The organism is Escherichia sp. B1147 (genome assembly GCF_001660175.1).
Taxonomy (GTDB): Bacteria; Pseudomonadota; Gammaproteobacteria; order Enterobacterales; family Enterobacteriaceae; genus Escherichia; species Escherichia whittamii.
This window is the reverse complement of record NZ_LFHY01000003.1, coordinates 105608-125490: the sequence shown is the minus strand read 5'-3', so window position 1 is coordinate 125490 and position 19883 is coordinate 105608. Positions and strand designations below refer to the sequence as shown.

Below are 19883 nucleotides of genomic sequence, written 5' to 3'. Positions count from 1 at the left end.
TACACTTTTTCAGCATGTAAAAATTTTTGTACATGAGAAATTACTATAAAAATTTGTAATATTAGTAAAACACGTTATTTTTATGCATGTTTTGATTCGTCATACAATTATATAACCATTTCCCCGTATCGCTCTTCCTGGCGAAAACGGGTCTTTTATTTGCATTCAGGAGTACATGTATGAGGATTTGCAGCGACCAACCTTGTATTGTTTTATTGACTGAAAAAGATGTCTGGTTAAGGGTTAATGGGAAAGAACCTATAAGCCTGAAGGCTAACCACATGGCGTTATTAAGTTGTGAAAATAATATTATTGATGTCTCCTCACTTAATAACACTTTGGTTGCGCAAATTAGTCATGACATCATCAAAGATTACCTCCGTTTTCTGAATAAAGATCTCTCAAAAATACCCGTCTGGCAACGAAGCGCTACCCCAGTCCTGGCCTTACCATGCCTGACACTAGACCTCTTTCGCGTCGCGGCTCAACATAGCATGATGCCCGCTGAAACAGAGTCAGAAAAAGAGCGTACTCGTGCATTATTATTCACTGTGCTATCACGTTTCCTCGACAGTAAAAAATTCCTTTCTCTTATGATGTATATGTTACGTAATTGTGTAAGTGACAGCGTTTATCAAATAATTGAAAGCGATATTCATAAAGACTGGAATCTTAGTATGGTAGCCAGCTGTTTATGTCTAAGCCCCAGCTTGTTAAAGAAAAAACTGAAAAGTGAAAACACCAGTTATAGCCAAATAATCACCACCTGCCGTATGCGTTATGCCGTAAATGAATTAATGATGGACGGCAAAAATATCTCACAGGTATCACAATCCTGCGGCTACAACAGCACTTCCTATTTTATATCTGTATTTAAAGACTTCTATGGTATGACGCCTCTCCATTATGTTAGTCAGCACAGAGAACGTTCTGTCGCCTGATTTATAACCTGAACGAAGAGCTATATTAATAACAGCATCAGCGATAACCCGGTTGAGAATAATTCAACTCGCGAATGTAGGCGTATGATATGACTTAATTTATTGTCATGAAGCTCACCTTCGCAGGAGTTTAATTATGTCTTCGGATGCTGACGCTCACAAAGTGGGCTTAATCCCCGTCACTCTGATGGTGTCGGGGAATATTATGGGGTCAGGTGTTTTTCTGTTACCTGCAAACCTGGCCTCGACTGGCGGGATTGCCATATATGGATGGTTGGTGACGATTATCGGTGCGTTGGCTTTGTCGATGGTCTACGCCAAAATGTCTTTCCTCGATCCCAGCCCTGGCGGTTCATACGCCTACGCGCGCCGCTGCTTTGGCCCTTTCCTCGGGTATCAAACAAACGTTCTCTACTGGCTGGCCTGCTGGATCGGCAATATTGCCATGGTGGTCATTGGCGTAGGATATTTAAGCTACTTCTTCCCCATCCTCAAAGATCCGTTGGTATTAACCATCACCTGTGTGGTGGTGCTGTGGATCTTCGTTCTGCTTAATATCGTCGGTCCAAAAATGATCACCCGCGTGCAGGCTGTCGCCACTGTGCTGGCGCTGATCCCCATTGTCGGGATTGCCGTATTCGGCTGGTTCTGGTTCCACAGTGAAACGTATATGGCAGCATGGAACGTGAGTGGGCTGAGTACTTTCGGTGCGATTCAAAGTACCTTAAACGTAACGTTGTGGTCGTTTATTGGGGTAGAAAGTGCTTCCGTTGCGGCGGGCGTGGTGAAAAACCCGAAACGCAACGTGCCTATCGCCACCATTGGCGGGGTGTTGATTGCCGCCGTCTGCTACGTGCTCTCGACCACTGCAATTATGGGGATGATCCCTAATGCCGCGCTGCGCGTTTCCGCCTCACCTTTTGGCGATGCCGCGCGGATGGCGCTGGGCGATACCGCTGGGGCCATTGTCTCCTTCTGCGCAGCGGCAGGTTGCTTAGGCTCGCTGGGCGGCTGGACACTACTGGCCGGGCAAACGGCGAAAGCGGCTGCCGATGACGGTCTGTTCCCCCCTATTTTTGCCCGCGTTAACAAAGCGGGTACCCCTGTTGCCGGGTTGATTATCGTTGGTATTCTGATGACTATCTTCCAGTTCAGCAGCATCTCGCCAAACGCAACCAAAGAGTTTGGTCTGGTGTCTTCCGTATCGGTGATCTTTACCCTCGTGCCTTATCTTTACACCTGTGCCGCTTTACTGCTTTTAGGTCACGGTCACTTTGGCAAAGCGCGCCCGGCGTACCTGACCATCACAACTATCGCCTTCCTTTACTGTATCTGGGCGGTGGTCGGTTCTGGCGCACAAGAGGTCATGTGGTCATTCGTCACTCTGATGGTAATCACAGCCATGTATGCGCTGAACTACAACCGGATGCATAAAAACCCCTATCCTTTAGATGCACCGATCAGTAAAGATTAAGTCCCCCCTTAATCCAGCAAACGCATAAGCCAACCTTAAGAACTTAAGGTTGGCTTAACTTTGCTTTGCGAACATATGCGCACTTTGTTTGATGGAAACACCGTGATGTTGAAGCGCCTTCTAAAAAGACCCTCTTTGAATTTACTCGCCTGGCTATTGCTGGCTGCTTTTTATATCTCTATCTGCCTGAATATTGCCTTTTTTAAACAAGTGTTGCAGGCGTTACCGCTGGATTCACTGCATAACGTACTGGTTTTCTTATCAATGCCAGTCGTCGCGTTTAGTGTGATGAATATTGTCCTGACGCTAGGCTCTTTCTTATGGCTTAATCGCCCGCTGGCGTGCCTGTTTATTCTGGTCGGCGCGTCGGCGCAATATTTCATCATGACCTATGGCATCGTCATCGACCGCTCGATGATTGCCAATATTATTGATACCACTCCGGCAGAAAGTTATGCGCTGATGACACCACAAATGTTATTAACGCTAGGGTTAAGCGGCGTACTTGCGGCGCTGATAGCCTGCTGGATTAAAATCAAACCTGCCACCTCGCGTCTGCGCAGCGTTCTTTTCCGTGGGGCCAATATCCTGATTTCAGTGCTGCTGATTCTGCTGGTCGCCGCGCTGTTTTATAAAGACTACGCCTCGCTGTTTCGCAACAACAAAGAGCTGGTGAAATCCTTAAGCCCGTCTAACAGCATTGTCGCCAGCTGGTCATGGTATTCCCACCAGCGACGGGCAAATCTGCCGCTGGTGCGCATTGGTGAGGATGCTCACCGCAACCCGTTAATGCAAAACGAGAAACGTAAAAATCTGACCATTTTGATCGTCGGCGAAACCTCGCGGGCAGAGAACTTCTCGCTCAACGGCTACCCGCGTGAAACTAACCCGCGGCTGGCGAAAGATAACGTGGTCTATTTCCCCAATACCGCGTCTTGCGGCACGGCAACGGCAGTTTCAGTGCCATGCATGTTCTCGGATATGCCGCGTGAGCATTACAAAGAAGAGCTGGCACAGCACCAGGAAGGCGTGCTGGATATCATCCAACGGGCGGGCATTAATGTACTGTGGAATGATAACGATGGCGGCTGTAAAGGCGTCTGCGACCGCGTACCTCACCAGAACGTCACTGCGCTGAACTTGCCTGGTCAGTGCATCAACGGTGAATGCTATGATGAAGTGCTGTTCCACGGGCTGGAAGAGTACATCAATAATCTGCAAGGTGATGGCGTGATTGTATTACACACCATCGGCAGCCACGGCCCGACCTATTACAACCGTTATCCGCCGCAGTTCAGGAAATTTACCCCCACTTGCGACACCAACGAGATCCAAAACTGCTCGAAAGAACAACTGGTGAACACTTACGACAACACGCTGGTCTACGTTGACTATATTGTTGATAAAGCGATTAATCTGCTGAAAGAACATCAGGATAAATTTACCACCAGCCTGGTTTATCTTTCTGATCACGGTGAATCGTTAGGTGAAAATGGCATCTATCTGCACGGCCTGCCTTATGCCATCGCCCCGGATAGCCAAAAACAGGTGCCAATGCTGCTGTGGCTGTCGGAGGATTATCAAAAGCGGTATCAGGTTGACCAGAACTGCCTGCAAAAACAGGCGCAAACGCAGCACTATTCACAAGACAATTTATTCTCAACGCTGTTGGGATTAACCGGCGTCGAAACGAAGTATTACCAGGCCGCGGATGATATTCTGCAAACTTGCAGGAGAGTGACTGAATGAAAATTCTAATTGTTGAAGATGATACGCTGTTATTGCAGGGACTGATTCTGGCGGCACAAACCGAAGGCTACGCCTGCGACGGCGTCACAACCGCTCGGATGGCAGAGCAAAGTCTTGAAGCGGGTCATTACAGCCTGGTGGTGTTGGATCTAGGTTTACCTGACGAAGATGGGCTGCATTTTCTCGCCCGCATCCGACAGAAAAAATACACACTGCCGGTGCTGATCCTCACCGCCCGCGACACCCTGACCGACAAAATCGCCGGGCTGGATGTCGGGGCCGACGACTATCTGGTGAAGCCTTTTGCACTGGAAGAGTTACACGCCCGCATCCGCGCCCTGCTGCGACGCCATAATAATCAGGGCGAAAGCGAGTTGATTGTTGGCAACCTGACGCTGAATATGGGGCGCCGTCAGGTATGGATGGGCGGTGAAGAACTGATTCTGACGCCGAAAGAATATGCTCTGCTGTCGCGCTTGATGCTCAAGGCCGGCAGCCCGGTGCATCGGGAAATTCTCTACAACGACATCTATAACTGGGACAACGAACCCTCGACCAATACCCTGGAAGTGCATATTCACAACCTGCGCGACAAAGTAGGTAAGTCGCGCATCCGCACCGTACGCGGCTTTGGCTATATGCTGGTCGTAAATGAGGAGAACTAATTGAATCTGATGCGTTTTCTGCGTCGGCCAATATCGCTGCGCCAGCGGCTGATATTGACCATCGGGGCCATTCTGCTGGTGTTTGAGCTGATTAGCGTCTTCTGGCTATGGCATGAGAGTACCGAGCAGATTCAGCTATTTGAGCAGGCGTTACGCGACAATCGCAACAACGATCGTCACATCATGCGTGAGATCCGCGAAGCGGTTGCCAGTCTGATTGTCCCCGGCGTGTTTATGGTCAGCCTGACGCTATTTATCTGCTATCAGGCGGTACGGCGCATCACCCGTCCGCTGGCGGAGCTGCAAAAAGAGCTGGAAGCGCGTACCGCCGACAACTTAACGCCCATTGCCATTCACAGTGCCACCCTCGAAATCGAATCGGTGGTTTCGGCTTTGAACGATCTGGTATCTCGCCTGACCAGCACGCTGGATAACGAACGGTTGTTTACCGCTGACGTCGCTCACGAACTGCGAACGCCGCTGGCGGGAGTACGTTTGCATCTGGAGTTGCTGGCGAAAACGCATCACATTGATGTAGCGCCGTTAGTGGCGCGACTTGATCAGATGATGGAGAGCGTCTCCCAGTTGTTACAACTGGCGCGTGCTGGCCAATCATTTTCATCGGGTAATTATCAGCATGTAAAACTACTAGAAGATGTGATTCTGCCCTCGTATGACGAGTTAAGTACCATGCTCGACCAGCGTCAGCAAACCTTGCTGTTGCCAGAAAGCGCCGCCGACATCACCGTCCCGGGCGATGCTACCCTGCTGCGGATGTTATTGCGAAACCTGGTGGAAAATGCCCATCGTTACAGCCCACAAGGCAGCAACATTATGATTAAACTGCAAGAAGATGGCGGTGCGGTAATGGCCGTTGAAGATGAAGGGCCGGGTATTGATGAGAGTAAATGCGGGGAGTTAAGTAAAGCGTTTGTACGAATGGACAGCCGTTATGGCGGAATTGGTCTGGGATTAAGTATTGTCAGCCGCATCACGCAGTTGCATCACGGGCAGTTTTTCCTGCAAAACCGGGAAGAAACTTCCGGTACGCGTGCCTGGGTACGGCTGAAGAAAGATCAGTACGTGGCAAACCAAATATAGAGAAAGCTACTGACTACCAACACGCTGAACACGGTAGTTAAACGTTCATAAATACGGTTTTTCATTGCACTCTCCTCCGTTAATCTGGAGGAGAGTATGCGCGTCAGAGATTAAGTGAACCTTAAGAGTTCGGGTGTAGACCTGATAAGACAACGTCGCAGCAGGCAATCCATTTCAGGTTACTCATCAATACGTGGATGTTGCTGCACCAGACGAGAACGTTTCGCCTGCAAATCGGCAATCTCGTGGTCAATATCCTCGATTTTTTGCTCAATATTATCGTAATGCTCGACGAGAATTTCCTTCGCTTCCTGTAAATCTGACGCTGCTGGTGTCGCACCTTTCAGTGGACGATTCGCTGTCTCTTTCATGGTCATGCCGGTAATCAAACCAATCACCGCCACCACCATCAAGTAATACGCGGGCATCATCAGATTCTGCGAGCTTTCCACCAGCCAGGCCGCCAGTGTTGGCGTCAGACCGGCAATCAGCACAGAAATATTAAATGCCGCCGCCAGCGCGCTGTAACGGATATGCGTCGGAAACATTGCTGGCAGCGTTGAGGCCATAACCCCCGTAAAGCAGTTAAGGATCACTGCCAGCATCAACAACCCGGCGAAAATCAGGCCGATGATATTACTGTTAATCAGGATGAACGCAGGGATCGCCAGCGCAAACAGCGCAACACTGCCGAGGATCACAAACGGACGACGGCCAAAACGGTCACTTAGCAACCCCATCACCGGTTGCACAAACAGCATACCAATCATAATGGCGATAATAATCAGCACTCCGTGGTCTTCGGAGTAGTGCAGATTATGCGACAAATAACTCGGCATGTAGGTTAGCAGCATGTAGTAAGTGACGTTGGTGGCAATCACCAGGCCAATACACGTCAACAGACTGCGCCAGTGTTTGGTGGCAATCTCTTTAAACGAGACTTTCGGACCATCCTGCAAACCTTCTCGGTCGCCCTGCTCCAGTTTCTCAACATGTTGCTGGAAAGCAGGCGTCTCTTCCAGAGCGTGGCGCAAGTAAAGCCCGATAATCCCTAAAGGCAGAGCGATAAAGAACGGAATACGCCAGCCCCAGTCGAGGAAGTTCTCTTCACCGACGATGGTCGAAATTAACACCACCACGCCCGCACCCAGCACAAACCCGGCAATAGAACCGAAATCCAGCCAACTGCCCATAAAGCCGCGTTTACGGTCAGGGGAGTATTCCGCAACAAATATTGACGCCCCGGTATATTCGCCCCCCACCGAGAATCCTTGCGCCATCTTACAGATCAACAACAGAATCGGTGCCCAAATACCAATAGAGGCGTAGGACGGTATTAAACCAATACAAAACGTACTGATCGACATAATCACAATAGTGATCGCAAGGATCTTCTGGCGACCATATTTGTCGCCCAGCATACCAAAGAAGAGCCCGCCAAGCGGTCGAATCAGAAAGGGAACGGAGAAGGTGGCAAGTGCAGCAACCATCTGCACGCTGGGGTCAGCCCCCGGGAAAAAGACTTTACCTAATGCGTAGGCAACAAAACCATAAACACCAAAATCGAACCATTCCATTGCATTACCCAGCGATGCTGCAGTAATGGCTTTGCGCAGTTTACCGTCATCAATAATAGTGACGTCACGAAGGGTAATCGGTTTTACTTTTTTCCTTTTCAGCATAGCTATCCTCGCAGAGTAAGCCCATTTCCGCACACGCCAGACAAATGACGTGGCGCCCGCAAAAGGGAAGCGGGAATTGCAGGGTGCAATCTCTGTAACAAGCGTAGCGGGTTTACTTACACGTTCCGATTAAGAACTGTACAACCAAACCAGTTGACGCCTGAATTGGGCAGTTAATGACCTTTTTACCCTACCAGCGTTTAAATTTGTGATCAACTTCACACATGAATTTCGTTAAACACTCACCAATGTAACTGATTATTTACACGTAATTTACAGAGAAGATTTCCTCAACCATTGCCTCCACCAGACGTTGCGCTGAACAGAGCCGTGGCATCCCTACCGCAACAGTTTGCCAGCGTTGGGTCACCGACCAGCAAACGGGCTGTTTATCTGCATCGGACCACTTACCCAACCAACCTAAAAAGTCAGCATGTTCCCCACTGCTTACAGCTGTAGGTGATGTGAACCACTGGTGGTAATAATGACGAGTAGTCGGTGCCGCGTTGATACTTTCAGCCAGATATTGCGTCGCTTTCACGCGCAAATCAGCAAGCAACAACGCTGCCGCTTGCGGACTTCCCAGACGGCAGGCATCGCCAAACGCCCCCCAACGCAGTTCTTCCAGAACGATGAAACAACGTCCAGGCAGCGACCAACTGCCATACGCCCCGGCACGCCAGCGAGTAAAAATTTGCTCGCTCTGTTCGCCCGCCTGCACCAGTAACCCTCGTTGCATTAACGCTTTTTCCTTCCAGTGACAACGGGCTGAAAACCACTCATATAAAGCGGTAATTTGCTGCTGGAGTTCCGGGAAAGCGGATTGTGGGCGGAGATCCCTTTTTTGCAGTAACGCCAGATATTGTGCGATCTGTGTCAACGCCAGATGACCGGGGTCAAGCATTGCCGCCAGTTTTTCCACCAATGCCAGGCGTAGACTAAGCGACGCATTTAACATTCCGGCATTCGCCCACGTCTGAAGCTGTGTGCGAGCAAGGATCTCCTGCATCAGTCGTTCACGAAACTGCTGCTGATGGGCATGCGGATGGCGGGTATCATCGCCCAGCGCCAGATCCACTAAAAAGCGGGGATGAACCGACTCCAGCACGCGGCCTGGGCCGTCCAGTAACGTCTTTGTCAATACTGTTCTGCCGTGAAAAGAGTTTGAATATCATCGCGTAACAACTGAGAGTCCGTATAAATCCAGCCGTGCGTTGTTGCTGCCTGCTGCAATTGCTGCTGCATTATTTTCACCACGGATTCATTTTGCTGTCGCAAAGCCAGACTTTCGCGTAAACGCGTGTGTAATTCCGTCAAACATACAGCGAAATCAGCGAAAAATGTGCTCATCCCTGCCGTGACAGAATCATCGACCTGAACCGCTAAAACTTTAGCCATTTGTTGGCAATAGAGGTCAAATTCTTCGGTTAACGTACGTTGTAGCACACTGTAATCAACGGCCTTTTTTGTAGATTTCTCATTACTCTGTCCCCAGTCAGGTTGATTCAACCAGCGCGAGAAAGTCTCGCGTACAACGCCTAAACGGGTGACCTGCTCATCCGGCATTTCCTGAGGCGATATTGCATCGTTGAATAGCTGACGAGTATTGAAGTGGGGAACCGCGCTGCGAAAAACAGGAAAATCAAATCCAGGGCGAAACCCAGACTCACTCAATGCCACTTTAACCCGTTGCTCAATGGGACGAATAACATCAGTTAGTACCCGGCAAAGAGTTGATTCCAGTTCAGCAAAACGCAACGTGAAATCCCGGCTGATTTTGGTCTGCGCCGTCTGTAACAGTGTCTCGCAGCGAGTGCGAATCTCGCTTAATGGCCACGAATCATGTTGAAACAGCGCGGCTAACTGGGCATTCACCTCATCTTGCTGCTGACGCAAAAAATCGTTGGCTGATGCCAGGGCCAGCTCAATTTCATGTTGAATCTCACCGCTCACCTGCGCCTGATTGAGTTGCAATAGCTGCAAGTTTTCTTCGAGTTGGTGGATATTTTGCCGTAATTGTTCGCAGGCGACAGTCAGGCCGTGGGCGCGAAAATCAAGGTATTCCCGCGCCTGCTGGGCGTAATTCAACAACTTATGCGAGGCAGAACGCAGAGCGTACAACGACGCGTTGGCATACGCGGCATGAAGCAACGCCTGCACCGGCTGTTCGAATAACGAGTCTTCCCACAATTGCTCAACGGCATGGCGAATATGGTCGATATCCTCCAGATCCGCGTTACGCCAGCGCCTGCCGAGCGCCGCATGGGCAAAATCCTCCACCCAGCGTTGCTGTTGAGGATCCGGCAGCCTGCCGCTGCTAGCTAACTCATGGCGCGCCCGATTCGCCAGATAGCCCCACATCGACGATACTGGAAATATCTGCCCTGGCGTAACACAGCCTTTCATCAACGTCCCGGAAATCAGCGCCCGCACCTGTTCGGCATCGTCGCTGTTACGATCCTGCTGATCGAATTTATTGACCAATACATACAGCGGCACCGACTTGCCGACGGCCATAACCGCCGCGCGCACCTCTTCATCGGAGATCGATTTCAGTTGCGTATAATCCATCACCGCCAGCACCGCAGAAGCGCGCGCCAGCTGCTCATTAAGCATTTTTTGCAGATGTGGTTGCCCGGCTTCGTTTGGCCCGGGAGTATCCAGTAATGTTAACTGCCCCGGATAACTTTCCAGCCCCGCCAGATGGACGAATTCCACTTCAATCACCGGGATATGTTCAATAGCTGCGTAAGCAGAAAAAGGAAAATCGACGTCCAGCGCTTTCGCCAGGCGCACCAAATCATTCAAACTTTTCAGACAATGAAAAATAGGCTGGGCGCCCTGGTAATATTTTTCGAAAGCGACGCCATTTTCGATCCGCTGCATAAGTGCACGCATATCTTTATCTATTTCCAGCAGATCGGCCAGATGCTTAATATCGTAATCACGCAGGCGCTGTTGTAATTGTTGGATTAAACAGTCAACTGGCGAGACATGCGAAAAATGCAGCACCGGTTCTTTTTGTCCCGGCGTATGGCGAATAAGCGTTGGCAGCGCAGTCATAGGGCGATTGCGATTAGGAAGAACCTCTGTGCCAACAATGGCATTAATGGTCGTTGATTTCCCTGCTTTCATAGTGCCGACAATCGCCAGCACCATTTCCAGACGGGAAATTTTACGCAGCTCATTATTCAGCATCACGTGACGCTCGACGATATTATGCTGACTCCAGGGTAAAGTCAGTGGCGGTGCATCTTCTCCAGGTACAGTGAGAGGCATTTTTTCCAGTAACTGCAACTGTTGTCGGGAAAGCAGTAACAAACGTTCCGCCTCCTGACTTAACTCATATATTGTCTGTGTGCACATGGAAAGTTCTTCCTTAAAGCAAATTTTATTACTTTTATTTAGCCAGATCGTTTTTTAGTTCTGTTTTCGGCTTTTATAATTACTGCGGGAAATAGTTTATATTTAACTTATTGTTTTTATTGGAATGACAAAGCCCCTTCCGACAAATTTAAAACGTCAGAAAGATAAAAAACAATTAAATAAAAAAAGAACAAGAATAAAGTTAACCTTATCTCAAATAATAAACTGAGGCAAAAAGATTATTTTCTTTTTGTCGTCTCTTTCAAATGAAAACGATCGTCGTCTAAAATCAGCAGTACCCCCGACAAACTCAGGGATTTTGTGTATAATTGCGGCCTTTTTCGGCAATCTGCCGTTTTTTGGCGCTTTTGCCCCGCTGACTTTTGAGGAAATCCACATGTCATTACCACACTGCCCAAAATGCAACTCCGAATACACTTACGAAGATAACGGCATGTACATCTGCCCGGAATGCGCCTACGAATGGAACGACGCAGAACCTGCACAGGAAAGTGACGAGCTGATCGTTAAAGATGCTAACGGCAATCTGCTGGCTGACGGCGACAGCGTTACCATCATTAAAGATCTGAAGGTGAAAGGTAGCTCTTCAATGCTGAAGATCGGCACCAAAGTGAAAAACATCCGTCTGGTTGAAGGCGACCACAACATCGATTGCAAAATCGACGGTTTTGGTCCGATGAAACTGAAATCTGAGTTCGTGAAAAAGAACTGATTGTATTGCTCAATGTAATATTGGCACGTAATCGGTAGGCCGGATAAGGCGCTCGCGCCGCATCCGGCAACGGTGCCGAATGCCTGATGCGACGCTCGCGCGTCTTATCAGGCCTACAAATTCCCACACCATCCGGCAACTGTGCCAACGCCTGATGCGACGCTTGCGCGTCTTATCAGGCCTACTCGTCATCTGTACAAAATTCAAACTACACTTAACTGACTTCTCTTCACTGAGGTCACCATCATGCCGTTAAGTCCCTACATCTCTTTTGCCGGTAACTGTGCCGACGCCATTGCTTATTATCAACGCACATTGGGCGCGGAGCTGCTCTATAAAATCAGCTTCGGTGAAATGCCAAAATCAGCGCAGGAAAGCGCCGAGGGCTGCCCTTCTGGTATGCAATTTCCCGATACCGCCATCGCCCATGCTAACGTGCGCATTGCCGGAAGCGACATAATGATGAGTGATGCCATGCCATCAGGAAAAGCCAGCTACTCCGGCTTTACGCTGGTGCTCGATTCACAACAGGTCGAGGAAGGGAAACGCTGGTTTGACAACCTTGCCGCCCACGGAAAAATCGAAATGGACTGGCAGGAAACCTTCTGGGCGCATGGCTTCGGCAAAGTCACCGATAAATATGGCGTACCGTGGATGATTAATGTCGTCAAACAACAACCAACGCAATAATCAGCCGGGAGGCCCGTCCTCCCGCTTTGCCAACAGACGTTATTGTTGCAAGTGACCGAAGTCGAGGAGTCACTGACGATTCTGGCGACAAGCATTGTGGATAAACTGAAGCTGGAATTAACCAGCTATCAGACAAAAACAATCCGACTAACGCCCATACTCATCTTCCATTCTCCGCTCTTCATCTTCCAGTTGCCGACGCTCCTGATCAAGCTGGCGCTGGCGGTCGTCCAGCTGCCTACGGCGATCTTCAAACTGGCGGCGGCGGTCGTCATACTGTCTGCGACGATCGTCGCTCACTTCACGCTGCCAGCCGTCGTCGCGCGAATCTTCATAGTCTCGCCCACGGTCAGGGTTATAAGCGTCGTTAATCGCCTGCTGAATATTGCCAATGGTGTCGTCGATAATATCGGCCTGGGCCGGAACGGCACTCAGCGTGAGCTGGATAAATAAAAGAAATAGCGGATAGCGTTTCATTAGCCAACCTCAGAAAAAAACTCTATCCACATTAGTCATTACTCATCCATACACATAGTGGATGAATCTCAATTCCTTCGCTGCTCAATTGCCGTAATCGCCTCTACACGTTGTTGATGGCGACCACCTTCGTATTGCGCGCCCAGCCACGCGTCCACAATCATTTTCGCCAGTTCGAGGCCAACCACCCGTGAACCAAAGGCCAGCACGTTGGTGTCGTTATGTTGCCGCGAGAGTTGCGCGGAATAAGGTTCACTACAGACGACCGCGCGAATCCCGGCAAACTTGTTCGCTGCTATCGAAATACCGACACCAGTACCACAAATCAAAATCCCGCCATCAACCTCTCCGCCAGCAACTGCCAGTGCGACTTGACTGGCGTAATGCGGATAATCAGTACGCTCTGACGACCAGGTTCCTTTATCAATCACTTCAACGCCACGCTCAACTAAATGTGCCACTATTTCATGTTTTAAAATGAAACCGACATGATCACAGCCAAATGCAATCTTTTTCATTCATCTTCCCCGCTCGCGCAAAACTTCACAGTTAAAAAACATTTGTGATGTAAACGAATTAAAAACACCCATAATCGATGAAAACCGCCTTCCTGACCTGTTTTACAGAGTTAAATTCGGCAGCGCAATAGCGTTAAAGAAACTCGCTATCCAGAAAGCTCTATCATCTAAAAAACAAGAAAAACAAATAAACTCATGTTTTTAAAGTGATTAAATGAAATAATATTTTAAGTTACTCGCTTTTGTTCACAATAAAACAAACTTTATAAATTTTATTTTTTTGTGAAGCTACCAGCATCTTTTCTGTTCTTGCTGTGGTGATATAGTGGCGTCTTCAATTCAAGGACAAGAGAACGTGATGAGCCAGTCAGAGTTTGATTCAGCGCTTCCGAACGGTATCGGGTTAGCGCCTTACCTGCGAATGAAGCAGGAAGGGATGACAGAAAACGAAAGCCGCATCGTGGAGTGGTTACTCAAACCAGGTAACCTGAGTTGTGCACCCGCAATTAAAGATGTCGCAGAAGCTCTGGCGGTATCTGAAGCGATGATAGTTAAGGTATCAAAGCTGTTGGGGTTTAGCGGCTTTCGTAACTTACGCAGTGCGCTGGAAGATTATTTTTCTCAGTCAGAACAGGTATTACCTTCCGAGCTGGCTTTTGATGAAGCGCCGCAGGATGTGGTGAATAAGGTATTTAACATCACTTTACGCACCATTATGGAAGGCCAGTCGATCGTCAACGTTGATGAGATCCACCGTGCCGCCCGCTTTTTCTATCAGGCCAGACAGCGGGATTTGTACGGTGCCGGAGGATCAAATGCTATCTGTGCTGATGTACAGCACAAGTTCTTGCGTATTGGCGTACGCTGTCAGGCCTATCCGGACGCTCACATCATGATGATGTCCGCTTCGTTGTTACAGGAAGGAGATGTTGTGCTGGTAGTGACCCATTCCGGGCGAACCAGTGATGTAAAAGCGGCCGTAGAACTGGCAAAAAAGAACGGGGCAAAAATTATTTGTATAACGCATAGCTATCATTCACCAATAGCGAAACTGGCCGATTATATTATTTGCTCACCTGCCCCGGAAACGCCGTTATTAGGTCGAAATGCCTCGGCAAGAATATTACAACTGACTTTGCTGGACGCGTTTTTTGTTTCTGTTGCCCAACTCAATATTGAACAGGCCAATATTAATATGCAAAAAACTGGCGCAATTGTTGATTTCTTTTCACCAGGCGCGCTGAAATAAGAAAAGGTAATCCCGTGACAGCGGGATTCCTTCTTCCCTTACCGTGAGAACATTATTATGAATAAATATCTGAAATATTTCAGCGGCACACTCGTGGGCTTAATGTTGTCAACCAGCGCTATTGCTGCCGCCGAATATGCTGTCGTATTGAAAACGCTCTCCAACCCATTTTGGGTAGATATGAAAAAAGGCATTGAAGATGAAGCAAAAACGCTGGGCGTCAGCGTCGATATTTTTGCTTCGCCATCAGAGGGTGATTTTCAGTCCCAGCTACAGCTATTCGAAGATCTCAGTAATAAAAATTATAAAGGCATCGCCTTCGCGCCATTATCCTCAGTGAATCTGGTTATGCCTGTCGCTCGCGCATGGAAAAAAGGCATTTATCTGGTCAATCTCGATGAAAAAATCGACATGGATAACCTGAAAAAAGCAGGCGGCAATGTGGAAGGTTTTGTCACCACCGATAACGTTGCCGTCGGGGCGAAAGGCGCGTCGTTCATTATTGACAAGCTGGGTGCCGAAGGGGGGGAAGTTGCAATTATTGAGGGTAAAGCCGGTAATGCCTCCGGCGAAGCACGTCGTAATGGCGCCACCGAAGCCTTCAAAAAAGCAAGTCAGATCAAGCTTGTCGCCAGCCAACCTGCCGACTGGGACCGCATTAAAGCGCTGGATGTCGCCACCAACGTGTTGCAACGCAATCCGAATATTAAAGCGATCTATTGCGCGAACGACACGATGGCAATGGGTGTCGCTCAGGCAGTCGCAAACGCCGGAAAAACGGGCAAAGTGTTGGTCGTCGGTACAGACGGCATTCCGGAAGCCCGCAAAATGGTAGAGGCCGGACAAATGACCGCGACGGTTGCCCAGAACCCGGCGGATATCGGCGCAACAGGGCTGAAGCTGATGGTTGACGCAGAGAAATCTGGCAAGGTTATCCCGCTGAATAAAGCACCGGAATTTAAATTGGTCGATTCCATCCTGGTCACTCAATAAAACTGAATTACGCCGGATGATGATGCTAATGAAGTGTCTTATCCGGCCAACAAAATAACCTGAACGTAGACCTGATAAGCGTAGCCCATCAGGCAATAACACGATATTTAGTGCAGAGAGGTTATTTATGGCCACGCCATATATATCGATGGCGGGGATCGGCAAGTCCTTTGGTCCGGTTCACGCATTAAAATCGGTTGATTTAACGGTTTACCCTTATGAAATACATGCGTTATTAGGCGAGAATGGTGCGGGTAAATCCACGCTAATGAAAGTGTTATCCGGAATACATGAGCCGACCAAAGGCACCATTACCATTAATAACATTAACTATAACAACCTGGATCATAAATTAGCGGCACAACTTGGTATCGGGATTATTTATCAGGAACTCAGCGTTATTGATGAGTTAACCGTACTGGAAAATTTATATATCGGTCGTCATCTGACGAAAAAAATCTGCGGCATGAATGTTATCGACTGGCGAGAAATGCGTGTGCGCGCAGCCATGATGTTATTACGCGTGGGCTTGAAAGTTGATTTAGATGAGAAGGTGGCGAACTTATCTATCAGCCACAAGCAGATGCTGGAAATTGCCAAAACGCTGATGCTCGACGCCAAAGTCATCATCATGGATGAACCCACCTCCTCACTCACCAATAAAGAGGTGGACTATCTGTTTCTGATCATGAATCAGTTGAGTAAAGAGGGTACGGCCATCGTCTATATCTCGCATAAGTTAGCGGAAATTCGCCGTATTTGCGACCGCTATACGGTGATGAAAGACGGGAGCAGCGTTTGCAGCGGTATGGTGAGCGATGTGTCAAATGACGATATCGTCCGTCTGATGGTAGGCCGCGAACTGCAAAACCGTTTTAACGCGATGAAGGAAAATGTCAGCAACCTTGCGCACGATACGGTTTTTGAGGTGAAAAACGTCACCAGTCGCGACAGAAAAAAGGTCCGGGATATCTCATTTAGCGTCAGCCGGGGAGAAATATTAGGCTTCGCCGGGCTGGTCGGTTCCGGACGTACTGAGCTGATGAATTGCCTGTTTGGTGTTGATAAACGCGCTGGCGGAGAAATCCGTCTTAATGGCAAAGATATCTCTCCACGTTCCCCCCTGGATGCCGTGAAAAAAGGAATGGCTTACATCACTGAAAGCCGCCGGGATAACGGCTTTTTCCCCAACTTTTCTATCGCTCAGAACATGGCTATCAGCCGCAGTCTGAAAGACGGCGGCTATAAAGGCGCGATGGGCTTGTTTCATGAAGTTGACGAGCAACGTACCGCTGAAAATCAACGCGAACTGCTGGCGCTGAAATGCCACTCGGTAAACCAGAACATCACCGAACTCTCCGGCGGTAACCAGCAGAAGGTGCTGATCTCCAAATGGCTGTGCTGTAGCCCTGAAGTGATCATTTTCGATGAGCCTACCCGTGGTATCGACGTCGGCGCGAAAGCCGAAATTTACAAAGTGATGCGCCAACTGGCAGACGACGGAAAAGTCATCCTGATGGTGTCATCTGAACTACCTGAAATTATCGCCGTCTGCGACCGCATCGCCGTGTTCTGCGAAGGACGACTGACGCAAATCCTGACTAATCGCGATGACATGAGCGAAGAGGAGATTATGGCATGGGCTTTACCACAAGAGTAAAAAGCGAAGCGAGCGAGAAGAAACCGTTCAACTTTGCGCTGTTCTGGGATAAATACGGTACCTTTTTTATCCTGGCGATCATCGTCGCCATCTTCGGCTCGCTGTCGCCGGAATATTTTCTGACCACCAATAACATTACCCAGATTTTTGTTCAAAGCTCCGTGACGGTACTGATCGGCATGGGGGAATTCTTCGCCATTCTGGTTGCCGGTATCGACCTTTCGGTTGGCGCGATTCTGGCGCTTTCCGGTATGGTGACCGCCAAACTGATGTTGGCAGGTGTTGATCCGTTTCTCGCAGCGGTGATTGGCGGTGTACTGGTTGGCGGCGCACTGGGGGCGATCAACGGCTGCCTGGTCAACTGGACGGGGCTACACCCGTTCATTATCACTCTTGGCACCAACGCGATTTTCCGTGGGATCACGCTGGTGATCTCCGACGCCAACTCGGTATACGGCTTCTCGTTTGACTTCGTAAACTTCTTTGCCGCCAGCGTGATTGGGATACCCGTCCCCGTTATCTTCTCGTTAATTGTCGCGGTCATCCTCTGGTTTCTGACAACGCGTATGCGGCTCGGACGCAACATCTACGCACTGGGTGGCAACAAAAACTCGGCGTTCTATTCCGGGATTGACGTGAAATTCCACATCCTGGTGGTGTTTATCATTTCCGGTGTCTGCGCGGGGCTGGCAGGCGTCGTCTCAACGGCACGACTCGGTGCCGCAGAACCGCTTGCCGGTATGGGGTTTGAAACCTATGCCATTGCCAGCGCCATCATTGGCGGCACCAGCTTTTTCGGCGGAAAAGGACGCATTTTCTCTGTGGTGATTGGCGGCCTGATCATCGGCACCATCAACAACGGTCTGAATATTCTGCAGGTACAAACCTATTACCAACTGGTGGTGATGGGCGGATTAATTATTGCGGCTGTCGCCCTTGACCGTCTTATCAGTAAGTAAGGAATTGAACATGAAAATCTCCCCCTCATTAATGTGTATGGATCTGCTGAAATTTAAAGAACAGATCGAATTTATCGACAGCCATGCCGATTACTTTCACATCGATATTATGGACGGCCACTTTGTGCCGAATCTGACGCTCTCGCCGTTCTTCGTAAGCCAGGTAAAAAAGCTGGCAAGTATTCCGCTCGACTGCCATCTGATGGTGACGCGTCCGCAAGATTACATTACCCAACTGGCGCGCGCGGGTGCGGATTTCATCACTCTGCATCCGGAAACCATCAATGGTCAGGCGTTCCGCCTGATTGACGAAATCCGACGTCATGGCATGAAAGTGGGGCTGATTCTCAACCCGGAAACGCCGGTTGAGGCAATGAAATACTATATCCATAAAGCCGATAAAATTACGGTCATGACTGTCGATCCCGGCTTTGCCGGACAACCGTTCATTCCTGAAATGCTGGATAAAATTGCCGAACTGAAGGCATGGCGTGAACGAGAGGATCTGGAATACGAAATCGAGGTGGATGGTTCCTGCAACCAGGCAACCTACGAAAAACTGATGGCTGCCGGGACAGATGTCTTTATCGTCGGCACATCCGGGCTGTTTAACCATGCAGAAAATATCGACGAGGCATGGAAAATAATGGCAGCGCAGATTCTGACTGCAAAAAGCGAGGTACAGCCTCATGCAAAAACAGCGTAACGTTGTTGCGGGCGTGGATATGGGGGCAACGCATATCCGTTTTTGTCTGCGGACAGCAGAAGGTGAAACGCTACACTGCGAAAAAAAACGTACTGCAGAAGTCATTGCTTCCGGCGTGATGGCGGGTATCGTCGGAATGCTCGACGAGCAACTCAGGCATTTTAACGCTCGCTGTCATGGTCTGGTGATGGGATTTCCGGCGTTGGTCAGCAAAGATAAGCGCACCATTATTTCTACACCTAACCTGCCATTAGCAGCGGAAGCGTTACATGGCCTCGCCAGTAAACTTGAAGACGCGCTGAACTGTCCGGTTGAATTTTCCCGCGACGTAAACCTGCAACTCTCCTGGGACGTTATGGAAAATCGACTCACACAACAGCAGGTTCTTGGCGTCTATCTCGGTACTGGTATGGGCTTCGCGGTGTGGATGAACGGTGCCCCCTGGACTGGAGCACACGGCGTGGCAGGCGAACTGGGCCATATTCCCCTGGGGGATATGACCCAACACTGTGCCTGCGGCAACCTAGGGTGTCTGGAAACAGTCTGCTCCGGACTGACGCTAAAACGCTGGTATGAACAACAGCCCCGAAATTATGCGTTGAGTAATCTGTTCGTCCATGCGGGAAATGTCCCTTTCGTCCAGAGTCTGCTGGAAAACGCTGCCCGCGCAATGGCTACCAGCATAAACCTGTTCGATCCTGACGCTGTGATTCTGGGCGGCGGCGTGATGGATATGCCTGCCTTCCCGCACGAAACACTGATTGCGATGACCCAAACGTACCTACGCCGTCCACTGCCGCATCAGGCCGTGCGCTTTATTACCGCCTCGTCTTCTGACTTTAATGGCGCTCAGGGGGCAGCGATATTCGCGCATCACCGTTTTTTATCGCAATCTGACACTGCCCTGCGCTAATTCCCTA

The 19883-nt window shown here is 49.4% G+C and carries 19 protein-coding genes; 13 read left to right on the top strand and 6 right to left on the bottom strand.

Annotated features, from left to right (window positions below; all coding sequences use genetic code 11):
- Positions 1 to 179 precede the first annotated feature (179 nt).
- The 5 genes from adiY (at position 180) to pmrB (ending at position 5930) form a co-directional block, all read left to right on the top strand.
- Positions 180 to 941 carry a DNA-binding transcriptional activator AdiY gene (adiY, locus tag A9180_RS01845; RefSeq protein ID WP_064525708.1) on the top strand — a complete coding sequence of 254 codons (762 nt, stop codon included), beginning with the start codon at positions 180 to 182 and terminating at the stop codon, positions 939 to 941.
- A gap of 136 nt (positions 942 to 1077) precedes the next feature.
- Positions 1078 to 2415, top strand: a complete 1338-nt coding sequence (gene adiC / locus A9180_RS01840) for an arginine/agmatine antiporter (RefSeq protein ID WP_064525706.1) — start codon at positions 1078 to 1080, stop codon at positions 2413 to 2415.
- A gap of 105 nt (positions 2416 to 2520) precedes the next feature.
- On the top strand, positions 2521 to 4164 hold the full coding sequence (gene eptA / locus A9180_RS01835) for a phosphoethanolamine transferase EptA (protein ID WP_064525703.1): 1644 nt from the start codon (positions 2521 to 2523) through the stop codon (positions 4162 to 4164).
- Positions 4161 to 4829, top strand: coding sequence for a two-component system response regulator BasR (basR, locus tag A9180_RS01830; RefSeq protein WP_064525700.1), 669 nt, complete (start codon positions 4161 to 4163; stop codon positions 4827 to 4829). Before eptA ends, basR begins: the two co-directional genes overlap by 4 nt.
- Positions 4830 to 5930 (top strand): two-component system sensor histidine kinase PmrB, encoded by a 1101-nt coding sequence (gene pmrB, locus A9180_RS01825; RefSeq protein ID WP_187649014.1) that lies wholly within the window; start codon positions 4830 to 4832, stop codon positions 5928 to 5930.
- On the opposite strand, the gene pmrR is transcribed toward pmrB, so the two are convergent.
- The 4 genes from pmrR to crfC form a co-directional block, all read right to left on the bottom strand.
- Positions 5906 to 5995 (bottom strand): LpxT activity modulator PmrR, encoded by a 90-nt coding sequence (gene pmrR / locus A9180_RS22345; protein WP_074399408.1) that lies wholly within the window; start codon positions 5993 to 5995, stop codon positions 5906 to 5908. The two genes, pmrB and pmrR, sit on opposite strands and share 25 nt — an antisense overlap.
- Positions 5996 to 6109: 114 nt before the next feature.
- Entirely contained in the window at positions 6110 to 7612 is a 1503-nt protein-coding gene (gene proP / locus A9180_RS01820) for a glycine betaine/L-proline transporter ProP (RefSeq protein ID WP_064525697.1), read from the bottom strand.
- Positions 7613 to 7874: 262 nt separating this feature from the next.
- Positions 7875 to 8753, bottom strand: coding sequence for a diguanylate cyclase regulator RdcB family protein (locus tag A9180_RS01815; protein ID WP_064525694.1), 879 nt, complete (start codon positions 8751 to 8753; stop codon positions 7875 to 7877).
- Positions 8750 to 10978, bottom strand: coding sequence for a clamp-binding protein CrfC (gene crfC / locus A9180_RS01810; RefSeq protein ID WP_064525692.1), 2229 nt, complete (start codon positions 10976 to 10978; stop codon positions 8750 to 8752). Before crfC ends, A9180_RS01815 begins: the two co-directional genes overlap by 4 nt.
- A 397-nt stretch (positions 10979 to 11375) precedes the next feature.
- On the opposite strand from crfC, the gene A9180_RS01800 reads away from it, so the two are divergent.
- On the top strand, positions 11376 to 11711 hold the full coding sequence (locus tag A9180_RS01800; RefSeq protein ID WP_001300891.1) for a zinc ribbon domain-containing protein YjdM: 336 nt from the start codon (positions 11376 to 11378) through the stop codon (positions 11709 to 11711).
- A 246-nt stretch (positions 11712 to 11957) separates the two neighbouring features.
- On the top strand, positions 11958 to 12401 hold the full coding sequence (gene yjdN / locus A9180_RS01795; protein WP_064525684.1) for a VOC family metalloprotein YjdN: 444 nt from the start codon (positions 11958 to 11960) through the stop codon (positions 12399 to 12401).
- Between the two features lie 147 nt (positions 12402 to 12548).
- Here the strand turns inward: yjdN and yjdP are convergent, their stop codons facing one another.
- Together yjdP and rpiB are read right to left on the bottom strand one after the other, a co-directional pair.
- Positions 12549 to 12878 (bottom strand): DDRRRQL repeat protein YjdP, encoded by a 330-nt coding sequence (gene yjdP, locus A9180_RS01790; protein WP_064525680.1) that lies wholly within the window; start codon positions 12876 to 12878, stop codon positions 12549 to 12551.
- 68 nt (positions 12879 to 12946) lie between these two features.
- On the bottom strand, positions 12947 to 13396 hold the full coding sequence (rpiB, locus tag A9180_RS01785; protein WP_000716794.1) for a bifunctional allose-6-phosphate isomerase/ribose-5-phosphate isomerase RpiB: 450 nt from the start codon (positions 13394 to 13396) through the stop codon (positions 12947 to 12949).
- A gap of 358 nt (positions 13397 to 13754) precedes the next feature.
- On the opposite strand from rpiB, the gene alsR reads away from it, so the two are divergent.
- The 6 genes from alsR to alsK all read left to right on the top strand — a co-directional run bounded on the left by alsR (position 13755) and on the right by alsK (position 19876).
- A complete protein-coding gene (gene alsR, locus A9180_RS01780; RefSeq protein ID WP_000083216.1) occupies positions 13755 to 14645 on the top strand; it encodes a D-allose utilization transcriptional regulator AlsR in 891 nt (296 codons plus the stop codon).
- Between the two features lie 57 nt (positions 14646 to 14702).
- Complete coding sequence (alsB, locus tag A9180_RS01775) at positions 14703 to 15638, top strand: D-allose transporter substrate-binding protein (protein WP_064525677.1); 936 nt, start codon at positions 14703 to 14705, stop codon at positions 15636 to 15638.
- A gap of 127 nt (positions 15639 to 15765) precedes the next feature.
- Positions 15766 to 17298 (top strand): D-allose ABC transporter ATP-binding protein AlsA, encoded by a 1533-nt coding sequence (gene alsA / locus A9180_RS01770; RefSeq protein ID WP_064525674.1) that lies wholly within the window; start codon positions 15766 to 15768, stop codon positions 17296 to 17298.
- Positions 17277 to 18257, top strand: coding sequence for a D-allose ABC transporter permease (gene alsC / locus A9180_RS01765; protein WP_064525671.1), 981 nt, complete (start codon positions 17277 to 17279; stop codon positions 18255 to 18257). Before alsA ends, alsC begins: the two co-directional genes overlap by 22 nt.
- 10 nt (positions 18258 to 18267) lie before the next feature.
- The gene (gene alsE / locus A9180_RS01760) at positions 18268 to 18963 is read left to right on the top strand and encodes a D-allulose-6-phosphate 3-epimerase (RefSeq protein ID WP_064525668.1); all 696 of its coding nucleotides are present in this window, start codon (positions 18268 to 18270) and stop codon (positions 18961 to 18963) included.
- The gene (gene alsK / locus A9180_RS01755) at positions 18947 to 19876 is read left to right on the top strand and encodes an allose kinase (protein ID WP_064525665.1); all 930 of its coding nucleotides are present in this window, start codon (positions 18947 to 18949) and stop codon (positions 19874 to 19876) included. The genes alsE and alsK overlap by 17 nt, the downstream gene beginning before the upstream one ends.
- Positions 19877 to 19883: the final 7 nt, after the last annotated feature.